Annotated in this window: 14 protein-coding genes and 1 pseudogene; 11 read left to right on the top strand and 4 right to left on the bottom strand. The window is 73.3% G+C overall.

The features are described 5' to 3' along the window. Nucleotides 1-116: 116 nt before the first annotated feature. Nucleotides 117-557, top strand: a complete 441-nt coding sequence (locus ACIA6T_RS18875) for a hypothetical protein (RefSeq protein WP_399447602.1) — start codon at nucleotides 117-119, stop codon at nucleotides 555-557. Between the two features lie 31 nt (nucleotides 558-588). Here the strand turns inward: ACIA6T_RS18875 and ACIA6T_RS18870 are convergent, their stop codons facing one another. From ACIA6T_RS18870 to ACIA6T_RS18860, 3 genes are all read right to left on the bottom strand, one after another. After that, nucleotides 589-1,503 (bottom strand): YceI family protein, encoded by a 915-nt coding sequence (locus tag ACIA6T_RS18870; RefSeq protein ID WP_399447601.1) that lies wholly within the window; start codon nucleotides 1,501-1,503, stop codon nucleotides 589-591. Between the two features lie 457 nt (nucleotides 1,504-1,960). Continuing rightward, the gene (locus ACIA6T_RS18865; protein WP_399447600.1) at nucleotides 1,961-2,560 is read right to left on the bottom strand and encodes an HD domain-containing protein; all 600 of its coding nucleotides are present in this window, start codon (nucleotides 2,558-2,560) and stop codon (nucleotides 1,961-1,963) included. A 28-nt stretch (nucleotides 2,561-2,588) separates the two neighbouring features. Next, on the bottom strand, nucleotides 2,589-5,444 hold the full coding sequence (locus ACIA6T_RS18860; protein WP_399447599.1) for an ABC transporter substrate-binding protein: 2,856 nt from the start codon (nucleotides 5,442-5,444) through the stop codon (nucleotides 2,589-2,591). A gap of 311 nt (nucleotides 5,445-5,755) precedes the next feature. On the opposite strand from ACIA6T_RS18860, the gene ACIA6T_RS18855 reads away from it, so the two are divergent. The 5 genes from ACIA6T_RS18855 (at nucleotide 5,756) to ACIA6T_RS18835 (ending at nucleotide 11,519) form a co-directional block, all read left to right on the top strand. After that, nucleotides 5,756-6,298, top strand: a complete 543-nt coding sequence (locus ACIA6T_RS18855) for a hypothetical protein (protein ID WP_399447598.1) — start codon at nucleotides 5,756-5,758, stop codon at nucleotides 6,296-6,298. 149 nt (nucleotides 6,299-6,447) lie between these two features. Next, nucleotides 6,448-6,984, top strand: a complete 537-nt coding sequence (locus tag ACIA6T_RS18850) for a GNAT family N-acetyltransferase (RefSeq protein ID WP_399447597.1) — start codon at nucleotides 6,448-6,450, stop codon at nucleotides 6,982-6,984. A 9-nt stretch (nucleotides 6,985-6,993) separates the two neighbouring features. Beyond that, nucleotides 6,994-8,487: an ABC transporter substrate-binding protein gene (locus tag ACIA6T_RS18845; protein WP_399447711.1), complete on the top strand. Its 1,494-nt coding sequence runs from the start codon at nucleotides 6,994-6,996 to the stop codon at nucleotides 8,485-8,487. 3 nt (nucleotides 8,488-8,490) lie between these two features. Beyond that, nucleotides 8,491-10,296, top strand: a complete 1,806-nt coding sequence (locus ACIA6T_RS18840) for an ABC transporter permease subunit (RefSeq protein WP_399447595.1) — start codon at nucleotides 8,491-8,493, stop codon at nucleotides 10,294-10,296. Then, nucleotides 10,293-11,519 carry an MDR family MFS transporter gene (locus ACIA6T_RS18835; protein WP_399447594.1) on the top strand — a complete coding sequence of 409 codons (1,227 nt, stop codon included), beginning with the start codon at nucleotides 10,293-10,295 and terminating at the stop codon, nucleotides 11,517-11,519. The genes ACIA6T_RS18840 and ACIA6T_RS18835 overlap by 4 nt, the downstream gene beginning before the upstream one ends. Nucleotides 11,520-11,806: 287 nt before the next feature. Here the strand turns inward: ACIA6T_RS18835 and ACIA6T_RS18830 are convergent, their stop codons facing one another. Then, nucleotides 11,807-12,571 carry a CDP-alcohol phosphatidyltransferase family protein gene (locus ACIA6T_RS18830; RefSeq protein WP_399447593.1) on the bottom strand — a complete coding sequence of 255 codons (765 nt, stop codon included), beginning with the start codon at nucleotides 12,569-12,571 and terminating at the stop codon, nucleotides 11,807-11,809. A 108-nt stretch (nucleotides 12,572-12,679) separates the two neighbouring features. On the opposite strand from ACIA6T_RS18830, the gene ACIA6T_RS18825 reads away from it, so the two are divergent. The 5 genes and pseudogenes from ACIA6T_RS18825 to ACIA6T_RS18805 form a co-directional block, all read left to right on the top strand. Further along, on the top strand, nucleotides 12,680-13,657 hold the full coding sequence (locus ACIA6T_RS18825; RefSeq protein ID WP_399447592.1) for a zinc-binding alcohol dehydrogenase: 978 nt from the start codon (nucleotides 12,680-12,682) through the stop codon (nucleotides 13,655-13,657). A 132-nt stretch (nucleotides 13,658-13,789) separates the two neighbouring features. After that, nucleotides 13,790-14,188, top strand: a complete 399-nt coding sequence (locus ACIA6T_RS18820) for a 6-pyruvoyl trahydropterin synthase family protein (RefSeq protein WP_399447591.1) — start codon at nucleotides 13,790-13,792, stop codon at nucleotides 14,186-14,188. 17 nt (nucleotides 14,189-14,205) lie between these two features. After that, nucleotides 14,206-15,402, top strand: coding sequence for a glycosyltransferase family 4 protein (locus tag ACIA6T_RS18815; RefSeq protein WP_399447710.1), 1,197 nt, complete (start codon nucleotides 14,206-14,208; stop codon nucleotides 15,400-15,402). Beyond that, nucleotides 15,399-16,373: a class I SAM-dependent methyltransferase gene (locus ACIA6T_RS18810; protein WP_399447590.1), complete on the top strand. Its 975-nt coding sequence runs from the start codon at nucleotides 15,399-15,401 to the stop codon at nucleotides 16,371-16,373. The genes ACIA6T_RS18815 and ACIA6T_RS18810 overlap by 4 nt, the downstream gene beginning before the upstream one ends. Further along, nucleotides 16,370-17,215, top strand: a pseudogene (locus tag ACIA6T_RS18805) (lysylphosphatidylglycerol synthase transmembrane domain-containing protein); the annotation flags it as partial. The gene ACIA6T_RS18810 and the pseudogene ACIA6T_RS18805, both read left to right, overlap by 4 nt. Nucleotides 17,216-17,262: the final 47 nt, after the last annotated feature.

The following is a 17,262-nucleotide window of genomic DNA, read 5'->3' as shown; positions in this document are numbered from 1 at the left end:
TGCTTGTTCCTGCGGCCCGTGCCCCGCGTCGCCAATGCGCGCAGGCCGCGTTCGGTGCCCCGGCAGCCGCCGTCCGCGGTGAGGGGTACCGCACCGGGACTCGTAGCCTTCTGACCATGGCCGACATCCACGAACTCCAGCTCACGCTCGACCTGCCGGGCTCGCTCCCGCCGCGGGACCTCGCCCTGCTCCGCTGGCACCTGGGGGAGGAGGGCGGCCGGCAGGACGACGGGTACGAGTACCCCCTCTGGGAGGACCGGGGGCCGGCGCTGCGGATCGGGGGCGTACTGGTCGGGGAACTGTGCTCCGACGGGCCGCAGTGGGCGCTGACCGTGCGGCAGGAGGCGCATCCCGACGAGTTCGACGACCTGCGCAGGATGGTGCTGTGGCTCGGCGCGCGCACGACGACCGTGGGTACCGTCGGGTACCTCCGTTTTTACGAGTCCCATGTCCCCGACGTGCTGGTCGCGGAGGCGGGGGCGGTCCGCAGCGCGGTCCTGCGGGTGGAGAAGGTCCTCGAGTCGGCGACCGAGGTGATCCCCGACCCCTACGCGTGAACCGAGGCCGCCACCCGCCGCCCGCGCCGGCCTACTCCGGGGGCGTGGGGGTCTCGGGGGTGCGGTACATCGCCTGGACGTCCAGTTCCAGTTGTACGGTCGGGCCGACGACCGCGATGCCGCGGGCCAGCATCGAGCGCCAGTTGAGGGTGAAGTCCTCGCGGTGCAGCTCCGCCTTCGCCAGGGCCGCGCAGCGCAGCTCCTGTTCGTAACCGCCGTTCACCGTGCCGAGGTACGTCGTGTCCAGTCCCACGGAGCGGCTGGTGCCGTGCATGGTGAGCGTGCCGTTCAGCGTCCACCTGGAGCCGCCCCGGTAGACGAACCGGGTGCTGGTGAAGTCGATGTACGGGTAGCGCTCGACGTCGAGGAAGTCGGCGGAACGCAGGTGGTTGTCACGGGTCCTGTTGCCCGTGGTGATGCTGGCGGCGTCGATGCGCATCGAGACCTGGGAGTCGCCCATGTCCGGGGTGATGCGGATGCCGCCGGTGAAGCGGGTGAAGCGTCCGTGGACGTGGGCCATGCCCACGTGCTTGGCGATGAAGCGGATCGCGGTGTGCGGCGGGTCGAACAGCCAGGTGCCGGGCGGCGGCAGTTCCAGTTGGCGTGCGGGCAGCAGCGCGACGCGCGCCGGGGGGAGGGCGGCACCGGTGGCTATGTCGACGTTGTCGCGGACCGGGGTGAGGCCCTCCGCCGCGACCATCACGCTGTAGGAGCCGGGCGGGAGCGCCGCCATGAACAGACCGTACGGATCGGTGGTGCCGCGGGCGGCGACCCGGTGGCTGTCCAGGGCGGTCACCGTGACCTCGGCGCCGCCCAGGGGCTGTCCCGTGGGGTCGACGACCTCGCAGCCGTACGCGCCGGCGCCGGCCGGCAGGGGTAGCGAGAGGTCCGGTGCGGCGCCGGGGGCGCTGCGGGAACGCCGACGCCGGAGCAGTCCGAGGGCCATGCGGTTCACCTTTCTTCCTGCGTGTCACCACCGCGAGACCCGCACCGATGGACGTGTTCGCGGTCGCCGAGAATCACCGGGGAGGGATTGCAGGCGCGATGAAGTCAAGTATTAAACGATCATAGGGCAGGTGGAGCGGAGCGGTTCGTCGCCGGGGTCGGTGCCCGGCACGGCTTGTCCGTGTGCCGGATTGGCGTGAACCGCCGCCATCCCGGTCATTCGACGGGCCGTACCGCTCCCGTCGGCTGTGGTTCTTTGCTCCGGTGCTGTGGCGAACGTCATCCGAAGCCGCAGAAGATTCACACGTGGCTCGCGGTCCCGTCACACGGCCCACGCATCGCGCGGGCCGCGCCGCCGCGTCGGCCGGCTCCGTCCGTCCGCGCGGAAGGAGAAAGCCCGTACGCCGCGTGGGCGTACGGGCGACGGCGACGGCGGTGTGGTCGGCGCCCGGCGACGCTCACGGGCGGACGGACGCACCGCCCTCCGGCACCGGCCGGTCGAGGTCCGGGTCGCCGAACTCCGCGCGCAGGGCCTTGAAGGCGGTGACCTTCTCCTCGCCGAAGCGGCGGACGTGGGCGGCGTACGCGTCGGGGGAGAGGAACGCCGACGGCCGGGACTTGCTGTGGAACTTGTCCGCGTACATCACCAGCCGCTCCTCAGGCGTCACCGCGAGGTAGTCGGCGGGAGGGATCGGGAGGCCCTGGCGCAGGACGTCGTCCTTCGTGACCCCCACCCCGGTGTGGTGGGAGCAGAACCGGCACAGGAGTTCGGGGAAGCCCTCCCCGGCGAGGAGTTCGTGGCCGAGCAGGCCGTGCCGGACGTAGTTCTTGTGGTCCAGGAGGCCGTCGTCGCCGTAGAGGCGGTAGACGCCGATGTCGTGGAGGAGGCAGCCGGCGCGGACCAGTTCGGCGTCGACGTCGAGGCGCGAGGCCGAGATGAGCTGCTCGGCGATGTTCCAGACGATCTCGCAGTGCGTGTGGACGAGTTCGAACGCCTCGGCGGTGGGCGCGTGCTCCTGGTGCAGCGCGCGGATCTCTTCGGGTCCCGGAATCCTCACACGGGGAGCGTAACAACCGGTGCTCCGCTCACTCGATCGAGCATTCCCGCACAGTGAGCGGCTCGGTGCTGCCGGCCGGTCTGCTGCACAGGACCTCCGCCTTCGAGACGCCCCCGGCGGTTCTGCGGACCCGGTTGAGGACGATGCTGTGGCCGTGGCGTTCCTCGTACAGGGGCGCGTCGGTGAAGTCGATCGTCCCGGTGGCCATGCCGTCGAGCTTGACGTTCCTGAGGTTGACCCAGGTCGCCGAGCGGCTCTGGCGTACGTCCCCGAGGCTGGCCGCCCAGTACAGGGCGCGGGTGGCGTCGTGGGAGAGGGCCGTCTGCCCGCTCGCGAAGTCGGCGGCGTCGTACGTGGCCTTTCCGTCCTTCAGCCAGGGGAGGTAGTTGGCGGCGTCCTCGTAGAAGGCGGTCCCGGACGAGGCCTCCTTCAGCTCGGCCAGGGCCGCGTGGTACAGCGTGATCCGCGGGGCCACGCCGTCGCGGCCGCCCGTGCCGGAGAACCTGGCCTTGCTCAGGTCGTCACCCGTGAGGATCGAGATCTGCCGGTTCGCGCAGCCCGGTTCGGTGGTCAGCTGCGTCATCAGCGGTCCGATGTCCTCGACCCGTCCGGCGAAGTAGATCACCGAGGGGACGTCCTCGCCCCGGCAGATGCTCTCCGCGTGCAGCCGCAGCTCCGGCTTGCCGTTCGCCACCCGGTAGCGCTGCGCGGGCAGCAGACGGAAGCCCTCCCGCTCCAGCATCTCCCCTCCGTACAGGGCCTGTTCACTGGTGTAACGGTCCTGCGACTCCTTGGTGTCGCGGGCCAGCACCAGGGCGTGCGGGGCCCTGTCCCCGGCACGCAGCTGCCGGGCTATGAGACCGAGTGCCTCGGCCTGGTGCTCGTCGGGGGCCGCGAGACTGAACCAGTTGGAGAACTCCTTCGGCAGGTAGGTCGCCGAGTTGGTGCCGGAGACGACGGGCAGCCCCACCGCGTGCAGCCGGCGTGTGACGTCGGGGCTGCTCTGCAGGTCGCGGCCGAAGCCGACCACGCCGACGACGGTCGGGTCGCGGTCGGCGTACTCGGCGATCGCGTCGGCCGTGACACGCTGGTGGCCCATGTCCGAGCCGCCGTTGGCGAGCAGCACCCGCAGCTTCACCGTGTAGTTCTCGTTGACCACGCGCTGGGCGAGGTACACGCCGGTCAGCTCCTCGGCGCCCTTGACCAGGGACGGGTCCACCGAGGAGGAGCTCAGCGGTCCCGCGTACACCACGGTGACGTAGGCGTCGGGGTGGTCGCGCAGGACTTCGGTGTTCTCGGCGCGCACCAGTCCCTCCAGCTCCTTCAGCCGCTTCCCCTCCCCGGCTGTTCCACCGCTCAGGTGCGCGCCGAACCGGACGTCCCCGGTGGCTATCCCGACGCACTCCGTGCCGCCGCCGGGCGCGGGACGCCGCTCGGTGTCGCGGTCGGCGGTCAGCAGGCCCGCCGAGCAGTACGTCCGGTGCAGTTCGCGGGCGTGGACGACGCCCGCGGTGACGACCAGGGCGAGGACGAGGAGCAGGCTGTGCGCCGACCACACCAGGCGGGCCAGGGACGGCCGGTGACCGGCCCTGACGCACCGCCAGTCCGTCTGCCGCAGCTGCACCAGCTCGCCGGGGGGCAGCGGGATCCTCAGTACCCAGGGCAGGGCGTTCGTCCTGCTCGGTGACTGATCGGCCCGGAGGTTTCCGGCCCATTCGTCGTACCAGTGCCGCAATCGTTGGGGCAGACGCGAGGGCGGGGACGGGGGCTGCTGCGGCCGGTTGACCGGAGGGGTCGCGTCCGCGCCCCGGTCGAGCAGGGGCGCGTCGCCCGCCGCCACGCCCGCCACGATCAGCAGCGGGTCGAGCTCGCTGCGCCGGCTGCGGACGTCGCTGACCGCCCTGATCAGCTCTATGCCGCCGTTCTCCCGGCCCACCCGGCGCAGGAACAGCACCGGCGGGCGCGTCCGTTTGAATCCCCGCAGGTCCCAGCTGCCGCGCCGGTGGTTGTCCCGCAGGTCCTCGAAGAGTGCCAGTACGTACAGCTGGAGGGGGAACGGGCCGCCTTCGCGCATGGCCTCGGCCACGTCGTGGGCACGGGCCGCGATGGCCCGCCAGGAGCGGACGGGCCGCAGCAGCCGCACGCTGGTCGACTGGCGGCGGGCGGCGGACTGGAGGAACGTCGTGGTCAGGAACCACCGGCTCTCCCTGCGCAACCACAGGAAGAGGGGAGCACGCCCGGGAACGTGGTTGAGGCCGGCCAGGAGGATCATCAGCCCGATGCCCGCCAGGACGGCGATGTACCACTCGGGGCGGGTGAGCAGCGCGGTGAAGGCGCCCAGGACGCCCATGGGGAGGAACTGCTGCACGTCGTTGAGCAGCACCTGCCGGTTCCGGCGCGAGGGTCTGCGGGGGCGCCAGCGCTGCTTGGCCAGGATGCGCAGCAGATGTGTCTGGGCCCGTTCCCGCTGGACGTTCCCGTCCGGAGTGCCGCCGGGGGCGGTCGGCCAGTGCTCGCGCATCTCCGGGTCGTCGGTGGCCTCCTGGAGGGCGCGCACCAGGTTGAGGCGGGGGAAGGAGTAGGGGCGGTAGGCGGCGGACCGGTCGCCCCACTTCCTGGAGTCGCCGAGGTCGACCAGGAGCCGCGCGGCCCGGGCGGTGGGATCGAGGTCCCCCGGCTGCGGCTCGGTCGGGGCGACGGCCAGGCGCGTACCGTGACGCTGCTGCCCCTCGCTCAGCTCGTCGACGAGTTCGGTCACCCGGTCGTCGTCGGCGGGGTCCTCGGCGTGCAGCACGATCACCGGCATCGGGGGATCGCTGGTCCGGAAGTCCTGGATCAGGGACTCCAGCTGTCGCTGGACGTCGATCCCCGCCTCGGTCGACATGCCCGGGTGACCGCCCGGGCAGTCCTGTGGGAAATTCTGGTCACGGCCGTGCACGGACACCCCCCGTGGTCATAAGACACATGTGTCGCAAGCGCCTTGTGAGGATAACGCCCACCCCTGACAACCGCGCCCGGCGCAACGGCGGTCCGTCGGGGCGGTGATGCCGTGGCCGGTGGTGTCGCCTTCGGCGGGCAGCGTCACACGATCGGGTGGTGCTGTGCGATGCGGGCACGTGCGGGGCGGGCGGTCCGTTCGATCCGGTGACGGGAACATCTCCCGTCCTCACACGACACGGACGACCGGAGCACATCATGAGCCCGCACCTCCACCGCAACCCCGACGACACGACGACCGGGCGGAACGAGGCCACCGGCTTCACCGTGACACACGCCGAAGAGGAGGAGGTGAAGCGGCAGTTGTACGAGGACGCGGGGTGGGCGTACACACCGCCACCGCCTCCGGTGCCGCCCGGGTTCCACCGGTTCGCCCTGGTGCACGAGGAGTTCGACGACACGGGGTTCGCGGACGAGCGGTACGCGGGGCTGCGGGAGCGTCCGCCGCAGGGGTGCGTGCCGGCCGACCGGGGCTGTTTCGCCCTGGAGTGCGAGCGACCGGGGAAGACGCTCCTGGACGCGGTCGCCGGGACCGTCGCGGAGGTCCGCCGTGAGCACGGGCTGGTGATGAACAGCCTGGGTGTCGAGAAGCCCCAGGAATGGTTCGACGCCGACCACAAGAACGGATACGCGGCGGAGATCGTGGCGCACCTGGTGCTGACGGCGACCGACCGGGCCCGCCGGCTCGGGTACGGGCGCAAGGACCTGGTCCGGCTGCTCGGGGCGGCCGGTCTCGAGTAGGCGAGGCGGGGGAGACGCCGGGTCGATCGGCCGGCCGGGCGGGCGGCGGGCATGTTTGGAAATGAATGTCATGTATGTAGGGTCTGGGTGTGCCGACGGGTTCTCACCCCCTTGATCACCCCGAAAGCCTTCTTGCATATGCTTTGCAAGTGCGTGACTACAGCATCAGGGCCGCGGGCCCGGCAGACCTCGACCGTGCGCGAGCCGTGATGCTCGACACCGTGTACCGAGACTTCGGCACCGGGTACGTGCCGCGGTGGCACGGAGACATCATCGACCCGGGTGCCGCCTATCTCACCCCGCCCCGGCACACCCTGCTCGTCGCGCTCGACCCGGACGGCGGCGAGGTCGTCGCCACCGGGGCCCTCGACTCCCGGGGACCCGCCCATCCGCCGAACCCGCGCGAGCTCGCCGAGCGCTACCCCTCCGGTGAGACCGCGCAGCTGCGGCGGGTGTATGTGCGGCCGGACCACCGCAGGCGTGGACTGGCGCGGCGGATGGTCGGTGAACTGCTCGACTTCGCGGCCGCCGACGGCGGCTACCGGTCCGTGTACCTGCACACGGACCCGTCCGTTCCGGGGGCGGAGCCCTTCTGGCGGTCGCTGGGCAAGGTCGTGCACGACGAACGTGAGGACGCGGACGGCGGCAACGGCGTCGTCCACTTCGAGATACCGATGGGACGGTGACCTGTGCGCCTGCTTCGTTCGCGGCTTCTCGCCGCCCTGGCCCTCACCCCACTGCTGGCCGGCTGCTTCGCCTCCGGAGGAGATGAATCCGGGGGCGGCGGCGACGGCAGGAGCGGCTCCCGGCTGCGGGTCGCGCTCGCCTTCCCGCCCGCCGAGCGGTTCTCGCCGTACGGCGCCGACGCCACGCTCCTGAGCCGGCTCGGCGTCTCCGAGGGCCTGACCGCCATGGACGCCAACGGCGCCGCCGCGCCCGCGCTCGCCGAGTCCTGGCGGCAGAAGGACGCGAAGACCTGGGTGTTCACACTGCGCGAGGCCCGCTTCCAGGACGGCACGGACGTCACCGCGTCCGCCGTCGTCGACGCGCTCACGCACGCCGTCGAGGCCGAGCCCGAACCCGCCGCCCTCTCCGGCGTCGGCCTGACCGCCGAGGCCGACGGCAGCCGCGAGGTCACCGTCCGCACCGCCGAGCCCGATCCCGTTCTCCCGCTGCGACTGTCCAGCCCGAACCTCGCCGTGTTCTCCGGCAAGGCGTACGACGCGAAGGGCCGCGTCGACCCCGTGGGCACCGCCACCGGGCCCTTCGAACTCACCGAGGCCGACGGGGCCTCGTCCGCCGCTCTCGACCGCTTCGACGACTACTGGGGCGGCCGCGCCCAGGCCTCCGGCGTCGACGCCCGCTTCATCGCCGACGGCACCGCGCGCGCCAACGCCCTGCGCACCGGTGAGGTCGACATAGCCGAGGCGGTACCCGTCGCGCAGGCGGCCACCCTCGACCGGGAGACCCGGCGCGACACCGCCACCACCCGCACCACGAGCCTGCTGCTCAACTCCGCCTCCGGGCCCCTCGAGGACCCGAAGCTGCGCGCCGCCGCACGCGCGGTCGTCGACACCTCCGCGCTCGCCGAGGGGGTGTACGAGGGGTACGCCGACCCGGGCGCCGGTGTCTACGGGCCCGCCGTGACCTGGGCCGAGGGCAAGCGGGTCGAGCCCGTCGGACGGGCGGAGACCGGCAGCGCGAAGGGGACCACGATCACCCTCGCGACGTACGACAACCGGCCCGAACTCCCCGAAGTCGCGCAGGTGGTGAAGCAGCAGCTGGAGAAGGCCGGCTTCACGGTGAAGCTCGGGATACGGGAGTACTCGCGGCTCGAGGGCGACGCGCTGGACGGGAAGTTCGACGCGTTCGTGCTCGCCCGCAACACCCTCCTCGACACCGGCGACCCGGTCGCCGTCCTCGCCAGTGACTACACCTGCGACGGCGGCTACAACATCGCCCAGCTGTGCGACAAGGACGTCGACCGGGCCGTCACCGAGGCGGAGCGGACAGCCGACCCCGGCAAGCGGCAGGACGCTGCCATGGCCGCCGAGGCGGCCGTCCTCGGCAGTGACGCCGTGGTACCGCTGGTGCACCAGCGGGTCATCACCGGTGTAGGCGACTCCGTACGGGGCGTGCTGCTCGACCCCTACGAGCGCACCCTCGTCGGTACGGGAACGCGGCGCTGACCCGTGCGACAACCCCTGGCCGCACTCCTGTGGCGCGCTGTCCTCGCGGCCGCCCTCGTGTGCGGCATCGGCCTGCTGCCCTGGTTCTCGCACACCGACCCGGCCCTGACCGTCCTCAAGGCACGGTCGGCCGAGCGTGATCCCACCCCCGAGGTGCTGGCGGACATCCGTGCCCAGCTGGGGCTGGAATCGGGCCCGTTCTCCCTGCTCGGACAGTGGCTGGGCGGGCTGTGGCGCGGGGACGCCGGACGGTCGTGGATCTCCGGCGGAGAGGTCCTGCCCGATGTGCTCCAGGCACTGGGCGCCTCCCTGCTGCTGATGTCGGTGTCCCTCCTGGTCGCCGCCGTCACCGCGGTGCTCGTCTGCGCCCGCACCCTCCGCCTCGGATCCCGGCGGCTGCTCGACGGCCGGCGGGCCGGGGGCGGCGGGTCGGCGGTGCTCGCCGCGCTGCCCGAGTTCCTGGTCGCCTCCGTGCTCGCCACCGTCGTCGGAGTGCACCTCGGCTGGCTGCCCGCCCTCGGCTGGTACGGGCCGCAGTGGACCGTGCTGCCCGCGCTCGCCCTCGGCCTGCCCGCCGGGGCCGTGCTGGGGCGGCTGCTCGACGATCTGCTGCCCGGCGCCTTCGCCGAGCCCTGGGCACTGGCCACCGCCGCCCAGGGACTGCCCGCCCGGCGCGTCGCCCGCCGGGCGGTACGCCGCTGTGTGCCCGCGCTGCTGCCCAACCTCGGCCTGTTCGTCGTCGGGCTGACCGGCGGGGCCGTCGCCGTGGAGCAGGTCTTCGACATCCCCGGACTCGGCCGCACCACCCTCCAGGCCGCTCTCGCCCAGGACCTGCCCGTGCTCCAGGCGGGCACCCTCGCCCTGGTCCTGCTCGCGGCCGTGGCCACCGGGGCGTGCGGGATCGCGGCCCGGCTGCTCGTCGGTCCGGCACTGCGGGACGGCGCCCTGACGACGCTGCACCGGCCGGTCCCCTCCATCCGCCGCGTCCAGCCCTTTGCCTACGGCGCCCTCCTGGCCGCCGTCGTCGTGCTCGGGCTGCCCCGCGACCCGCTCGCGCTGGACACCGGGGAGCGGCTCCAGGCCCCGTCCCTCGCCCATCCGTTCGGTACGGACGCCCTCGGCCGGGACCTGCTCGCCCGGGTCGGGCACGGTGCCCTCGACACCCTGCTGCTCGCCCTCGGGATCAGCGCCGTGGCCCTGTGCGCCGGGGTGGCACTCGGGCTGCTGCCCCGGCTGTCCGGGCCGCTCACCGACACGGTGAACGCCGTACCGCCGGTGCTCGGCGCGCTGCTCGTCACCGCCGCCGTCGGGGGCGGGGCCGCCACACTGGCGATCGCCGTGACCGCCGTCGCCTGGACCCCGCTCGCCGCGCACACCTCGGCGCTGCTGATCCAGGAGCGCGCCACCGAACACTTCGCGGCCGCCCGGCAGTTCGGGGCGGGCCCCTGGTACCTGCTGCGCCGTGAACTGCTGCCCGCGGTACTGCCGCCCGTCACCCGCCATGCGCTGGTACGGCTGCCCGGAATCGCCCTCGCTCTCGCCTCCCTCGGCTTCCTCGGCCTCGGCGCACAGCCGCCGTCGCCGGAATGGGGGCTGCTCCTCGCCGAGAACCAGCCCTACGCCGAACGCGCGCCCTGGGCCGTGCTCGCCCCGGCCGCCGCCCTCGCCCTGCTCGGGGCGTTCGCGGTGACCGCGGCCGGTGGAGTGCGGTGGCCGGGGCGGTGGCGCGGGCGGAACGGGGACCACCCGTCCGGGAAGGCGTCGGCGGGCCCGTCACCGGTCACCCAGGAACTGATGGAGGCGCGATGACCGTTCTGCCCACTCGTCCGCGCGAGGCGGCGGGCCGGACCCGGATCTCCCCGCTGCTGCGGCTGCTGATCGTCACCCAACTCGCCTTCAACCTCGGGTTCTACGCCGTACTGCCCTTCCTGGCCGCCCATCTGGGACAGGCCATGGGAATGGCGGGCTGGCTGGTCGGACTGGTGCTGGGACTGCGGACGTTCAGCCAGCAGGGACTGTTCGTGGTCGGTGGGGCGCTGGCCGACCGGTACGGCATCCGGCCGGTGGTGCTCGCGGGGTGTGCCCTGCGGATCGCCGGTTTCGTGTGGCTGGGGTACGCCGAGCGGACCTGGGCTGTGATCTGCGCGGTGGTGCTGATCGGGTTCGCCGCCGCCCTGTTCTCCCCGGCCGTCGAGTCGGAGGTGGCCCGGCAGGCGGTCGTACGGGAGGAGGCGGGCGGGGGATCCCGTACCCGTGTGCTGGCGCTGTTCACCGTGGCGGGGCAGGCCGGTGCGTTCGTCGGGCCGTTGCTGGGCGCGCTGCTGCTGGCGGTGGACTTCCGTACCGCGTGCCTGGCGGGCGCCGGGGTCTTCGTGCTGGTGCTCACCGGTCACGCCCGGCTGCTGCCGCAACGCGTACCCGGGCGGAACCGCACACCGGCCAAGGGCGGACTGCGGCTGGTACTGCGCAACCGGCCCTTCCTCGGCCTGTGCTGCGCCTTCGGCGCCTACCTGCTCGCCTACAACCAGCTGTATCTCGCCCTCCCGGCGGAAGTGGAGCGCGTCACCGGCTCCCAGACGGCGCTGGCCTGGCTGTTCGCCCTGTCCTCGCTGCTGGTGGTGACCACGCAGCTGCCGGTCACCCGCTGGGTGGGGGAGCGGCTGGCGATGCGCCGGTCGATGGCGGCCGGCCTGCTGCTCGTCGCGACCGGTTTCGCCGCGGTGGCGGCGGCACGTCCCGCCGGATGGTCGGGGACCGCCGGACTGGCGCCCGCGGCCGGGTTCGTCGTCCTGCTCACCCTCGGCCAGATGCTCGTCGTGCCGGTGGCCCGAGCCTGGGTGCCCGACCTCGCCGAGGAGGGCCGGCTCGGCCTCTACACCGGGGCGCTGTCCTCGGTCTCCGGCCTGATCGTCCTGCTCGGCAGCTCGGCGACCGGCATGCTGTTGGACGCGGGGCTGCCGCCGGCGGTGCCGTGGCTGGCACTGGCCGGTGCGACGGGGGCGGCGGTGCTGCTGCTGCCTCGAAGGGCGTGACGGGAGCGGCGCACCAGCCCGTCCGCTCCCGGCCCGGGTACATCACGGCCGGGTGGTGCGCGGTCCCCGTCCGCCCGGCCTGCCTTCCACACCGGCCGCCCGGGGGAGACCGACGGTTGCTCCGCACCGTGTGACGGTCGGGTCCAGTCCGTTCGGTGCGCTTTCCCTCGTGTTTCCGAGGGCGGCCGGCGGAATGCCGCGAGCCGGGGGACGGCGGTGCCGTGCCCGTGCCGGCCGGCCACCCGCTCACCCCACCGGCGACGGTGCGCCGCGCCCCCGGCCGGCCGTCAGCCCGCGACCAGTTCCCGTCGCACCTCGGGCCCGACGGGAGCCGTCTCCACCCGGGAGGCCCGCCACAGCCACAGCACGTCCCGGCCGAACGACCACACCAGCAGCCCCAGCGCCAGCACCACCACACCGACGTTGACCACGTGCGGCAGCAGAGCCGCCCCGGCCAGCAGCAACAGCACGCCCTGGAGCGCGGCCACCGTCTTGCGGGCCGTGCTCGGCGGGAGCGGGGCGGTCAGCCAGGGCCGGACACGCGCGGCGGCCACGAAGACGTACCGCATACCACCGATGAGGAGCACCCAAGGACCCATCGCCATCGACACGTACACACTCAGCACCAGGATCAGGAACGCGTCCACCTCCATGTCGAAACGGGCGCCCAGCGGAGTCGACGTACCGGTCCTGCGGGCCACCTTGCCGTCCACGCCGTCCAGGATCAGGGCCACGGCGGTCAGGCCGACGAAGAGCGAGACGGGCGGTGAGTCCTGGAACGAGTCGGCGACCAGCGCGGTGACCCCGCCGACGAGGGTGGCACGGCCGAGCGTGACCCGGTTGGCCGCGCCGAAGGAGCGCAGCCGGGACCGGTGCAGGGCCCGGGAGAGCACCGCCCAGGTGGCGATCGCGAACGCGAGGCCGGTCAGCCAGCCCGCGGGGCCCATGCCGATCGCCGTACCGATCAGGGCCAGCAACAGGATCTGTACGCCCGCCCCCACGGCGGTCTCCTGCTGTACGAGCCTCGCGTCGTAACTGTTGTTCAGGGCCACCGAACATCCTCCGGCCGTGTGACAGAGTCGATCAACGCCGCTACCTTGTGCGCGGCCTGTGCACCACTCGGTACGCGCGCGGCTTCCCGATCGTTCAGGAGGAACCCGATGAACCGCACCGCACGTGCGTTCTGGCTCGACTCGCCCGGCCGAGGGGCGATCCGTGAGGTCGCCCTGCCCGCCCCCGGAGCGGACGAGGTGCTGGTGCGCTCGCTGTACTCCGGGGTGAGCCGGGGCACGGAGACGCTCGTCTTCCGCGGTGGGGTGCCGGAAAGCCAGCACGCCGCCATGCGGGCGCCCTTCCAGGAGGGGGACTTCCCGGGCCCCGTGAAGTACGGCTACCTCAACGTGGGGGTGGTGGAGGAGGGACCGGAGACGCTCGTCGGACGCACCGTGTTCTGCCTGTATCCGCACCAGACGCGGTACGTCGTCCCGGCGGGCGCCGTCACGCCCGTGCCCGACGGTGTGCCCGCAGGACGGGCCGTGCTCGCCGGCACGGTGGAGACCGCCGTCAACGCGTTGTGGGACGCGGCACCGCTGGTCGGCGACCGGATCGCCGTCGTCGGCGGCGGGATGGTCGGCTGCTCGGTGGCCGCACTGCTGGCGCGGTTCCCCGGCGTACGGGTGCAGCTCGTCGACGCCGACCCGGCGCGCGCCAGGATCGCGGCGGCGCTCGGCGCCGGGTTCGCACTGCCCGGGGACGCGCGCGGCGAGTGCGACCTGGTCGTGCACGCCAGCGCCACCGAGCAGGGACTCGGCCGGGCACTCGAACTGCTCCGCCCCGAGGGCACCGTCGTCGAACTGAGCTGGTACGGCGACCGGAAGGTGAGCCTCCCACTGGGCGAGGCCTTCCACTCCCGGCGACTGGTCATCCGCAGCAGCCAGGTCGGAACCGTCTCCCCGGCCCGCGCGAACCGGACCTACGCCGACCGGCTCGCCCTCGCCCTCGACCTGCTCGCCGACCCCGCCCTCGACGCCCTCGTCACCGGCGAGTCCGCCTTCGGGGAACTGCCCGACGTCATGCCCCGCCTCACCTCCGGGGAGATACCGGCCCTGTGCCACCGCGTGCGCTACGACACCCCGTAGCGGGGCCGGCGCGCCTGACCTGAGAAAAGACGTGGCGGACGCTGAACAGGGGAAGACAGTCAGCCGTACTACACGGCATCCCCGTCGGAGATCGGCCGGGGAGCAGACGCGCCGCACCTGGAGGGTCGTCCGTTGTTCAGCATCACCGTCCGCGATCACATCATGATCGCCCACAGCTTCCGCGGCGAGGTCTTCGGACCGGCCCAGCGCCTGCACGGAGCCACGTTCCTCGTGGACGCCACGTTCCGGCGCGAACAGCTGGACGAGGACAACATCGTCGTCGACATCGGCCTGGCCACACAGGAACTCGGGGCCGTCGTCGGCGAGCTGAACTACCGCAATCTCGACAACGAACCCGACTTCGCGGGGGTCAACACCTCCACGGAGTACCTGGCCAAGGTCATCGCCGACCGGCTCGCCGAACGCATCCACAAGGGTGCGCTGGGCGAGGGCGCCAAGGGCATCGCGGGCATCGCCGTCACCCTGCACGAGTCGCACATCGCCTGGGCGGGTTACGAGCGTGCCCTGTGACCGACACGACCGTCGAGGTGACCGACACGACCGTCGGCCGGGCCCAGGCCGCCCGCCTGGACTACGTTCCCCGGCAGGCGACCTCTCCGAGGAACGGCGGGATCATCCCCATGTCGCTGCGCTCCGTGCACTTCGTGATGCCGGGCGGTGTCGACGACCCGGCCGCGCCGAGCGGCGGCAACGCCTACGACCGGCGCGTGTGCCTGGACCTGCCCGGGTTCGGCTGGCAGGTGCACCGGCACGCCGTGGCCGGTGACTGGCCCCGGCCGGACGCCGCCGCCCGCGCGGAACTCACCCGCACCCTGCGCGAACTGCCGGACGGCGCCGTCGTCCTGCTCGACGGGCTGGTCGCCTGCGGAGTGCCCGAGATCGTCGTCCCTCAGGCGGAGGAGGGCCGGCTGCGCATGGCCGTCCTCGTGCATCTGCCGCTCGGCGACGAGACCGGGCTCGACGCGGCCGTCGCCGCCGAACTGGACGCCCGCGAGCGCGCGGTCCTGCGGGCGGTGCCCGCGGTGATCGCCACCAGCGACTGGGCCGTACGCCGTCTCGTCTCCCACCACGGCCTGGCCCCCGACCTCGTCCACGTCGCCGCCCCCGGCGCCGACATCGCGCCCCTCGCCCCCGGCACCGACGGTGTCTCCCGGCTGTTGTGCGTGGCCGCCGTGACCCCGCGCAAGGGACAGCACCGGCTCGTGGAGGCACTGGCGGCGGTGGCCGACCTGCCGTGGAGCTGCGCGCTCGTCGGCGGCCTCGGACACGATCCCGAGTACGTCGCCCACCTGCGCGGGCTCATCCGCGAGCACGGCCTGCAGGACCGGCTGGAGCTGACCGGTCCGCAGGCCGGGGCCGCACTCGACGCCAGTTACGCCACCGCCGACCTCATGGTGCTCACCTCGTACGCGGAGACGTACGGCATGGCGGTCACCGAGGCACTGGCGCGCGGCATCCCGGTGCTGGCGACCGACGTCGGCGGGCTGCCCGAGGCGGTCGGCCGCGCACCCGACGGGGGAGTGCCCGGCATCCTCGTCCCGCCGGAGAACCCCGCCGCCATCGCGGCCGAACTGCGCGGCTGGTTCGGCGAGGCGGACGTGAGGCGCCGGCTCAAGGCCGCCGCCCGCGGCCGGCGGGCCGCACTCGGCGGCTGGGCGAGCACCGCACAGAGCCTGGCGGCGGTACTGCGCCGGCTTCCCACCGAACCCCGGAGGGCCGCATGACCGAATCGGCGACCACCACCCAGCACGGCGGGACGATCCCGGTTCCGCCCGGCACCCGGGAGGTCATCCCCGGTGCCGGCCCCGCGCCCCGCCCCGGGGAGCGGGCCACCCTGCGGCTGCGGGACACCGGCGACGACGAACCGGCCCGCTACGCGCCCGAGTGGCTCCAACTGCGGGAACCCGCCGACGCCGCCGCCCGGTCGTACGATCTGCTGGATCCGCTGCGCATCCGGCTCGCCGATCCGCCGGGCCGGGAGGACGGTCTCGTCATCCACGACATCGGCTGCGGCACCGGCTCGATGGGCCGCTGGCTCGCCCCCCACCTCGACGGCGCCCAGCACTGGGTCCTGCACGACCGGGACCCCTACCTGCTGCACTTCGCCGCCGTCGCCTCCCCGCGCTCCGCCGCCGACGGCAGCCATGTCACCGTCGAGACCCGGCGCGGTGACGTCGCCCGGCTCACCTCGGACGCGCTGGCCGGCGCCTCCCTGGTGACGGCGTCCGCGCTGCTCGACGTCCTCACCCGCGAGGAGGTCGGCGCCCTCGCCGCCGCCTGCGCCGGAGCCGGCTGTCCGGCCCTGCTGACGTTGTCGGTGGCCGGACGGGTGGAACTGACCGAGCCGCATCCGCTGGACCGGGAGATCACGGAGGCGTTCAACGCCCATCAGCGGCGGGGCGGGCTGCTCGGGCCGGACGCGGTCACGGTGGCCGCCGAGGCGTTCGCCGAGCACGGTGCGACGGTACGGATCAACCCGAGCCCCTGGCGGCTCGGCCCCGGGGAGGCCGCGTTGACCGAGCAGTGGCTGCGGGGGTGGGTCGGTGCGGCGGTGGAGGAGCGGCCGGAACTGGCGTCGCGCGCCGACGGTTATCTGGCCGAGCGGCTGGCGGCCTGCGCGGCGGGGGAGTTGAGGGTCGTCGTCCATCACAGTGATCTGCTCGCTCTGTGCCGGCCGGTGGGCGGGGCCGCATGAGTGCGCGGTCCCGCGGTGTTCCGGCCCGGCTCGGCACCCCTGTCGTGCGCACCCGTCTCGGCACGCTCGGCGGTGTCGTGATCCTCGCGGTTCTGCTGTGGCGCGTCGACACCGGTGTCCTCGTGGACGGGCTGCGCCGTATCGACGGGCCGACACTGCTCGCGGGGCTCGGGATCGGGCTGGTGACCACCGTGTTCAGCGCGTGGCGCTGGGCGCTGGTCGCCCGGGGGATCGGGATCCGGCTGCCGCTGGGGGCGGCCGTCGCCGATTACTACCGTGCCCTGTTCCTCAACGCGGCCTTGCCCGGGGGTGTGTGGGGTGACGTCCACCGGGCCGTGCGGCACGGGCGGAGCGCCGGGGACCTGGGGCGGGGGGTGCGGGCGGTGGTGCTGGAGCGGACCGCCGGGCAGCTCGCGCTGTTCGCCGTGGGGGCGGTGGTGCTGGTGACCATGCCGTCACCGGTGCTCGACGAAGTGCGGCAGGCCGCGCCGGTGGTGGGACTCGGTGTGCTGGGGGCCTGTGCGGTGGTGCTGGCGGTGCGGATGAATCGGGCGCCGGGGCGGGTGATTGGCCGTGGGGTGTTCGCCGAGGCGCGTGAGGGGTTGTTGTCGCGGCGTAATGCGCCTGGTGTGCTTGTCTCCTCTGTCGTCGTACTGACCGGGTACGTCACCATGTTCGTTCTTGCGGCTCGTGTGGCCGGGGCGAGCGCGTCGGTGGTTCAGTTGTTGCCGCTTGCCGTGCTGGCGTTGCTGGCGATGGGGCTGCCGCTGAACGTGGGCGGGTGGGGGCCCCGGGAGGGGGTCACCGCTTGGGCGTTCGGGGCGGCGGGGCTCGGGGCGGGGCGGGGGTTGACCGTCGCGGTCGTCTACGGGGTGCTCAGTCTTGTGGC

Origin of the sequence: Streptomyces sp. NPDC051740 (genome assembly GCF_044453165.1) — a bacterium.
Taxonomy (GTDB): Bacteria; Actinomycetota; Actinomycetes; order Streptomycetales; family Streptomycetaceae; genus Streptomyces; species Streptomyces atrovirens.
This window is presented reverse-complemented; position numbering and strand designations above follow the sequence as displayed.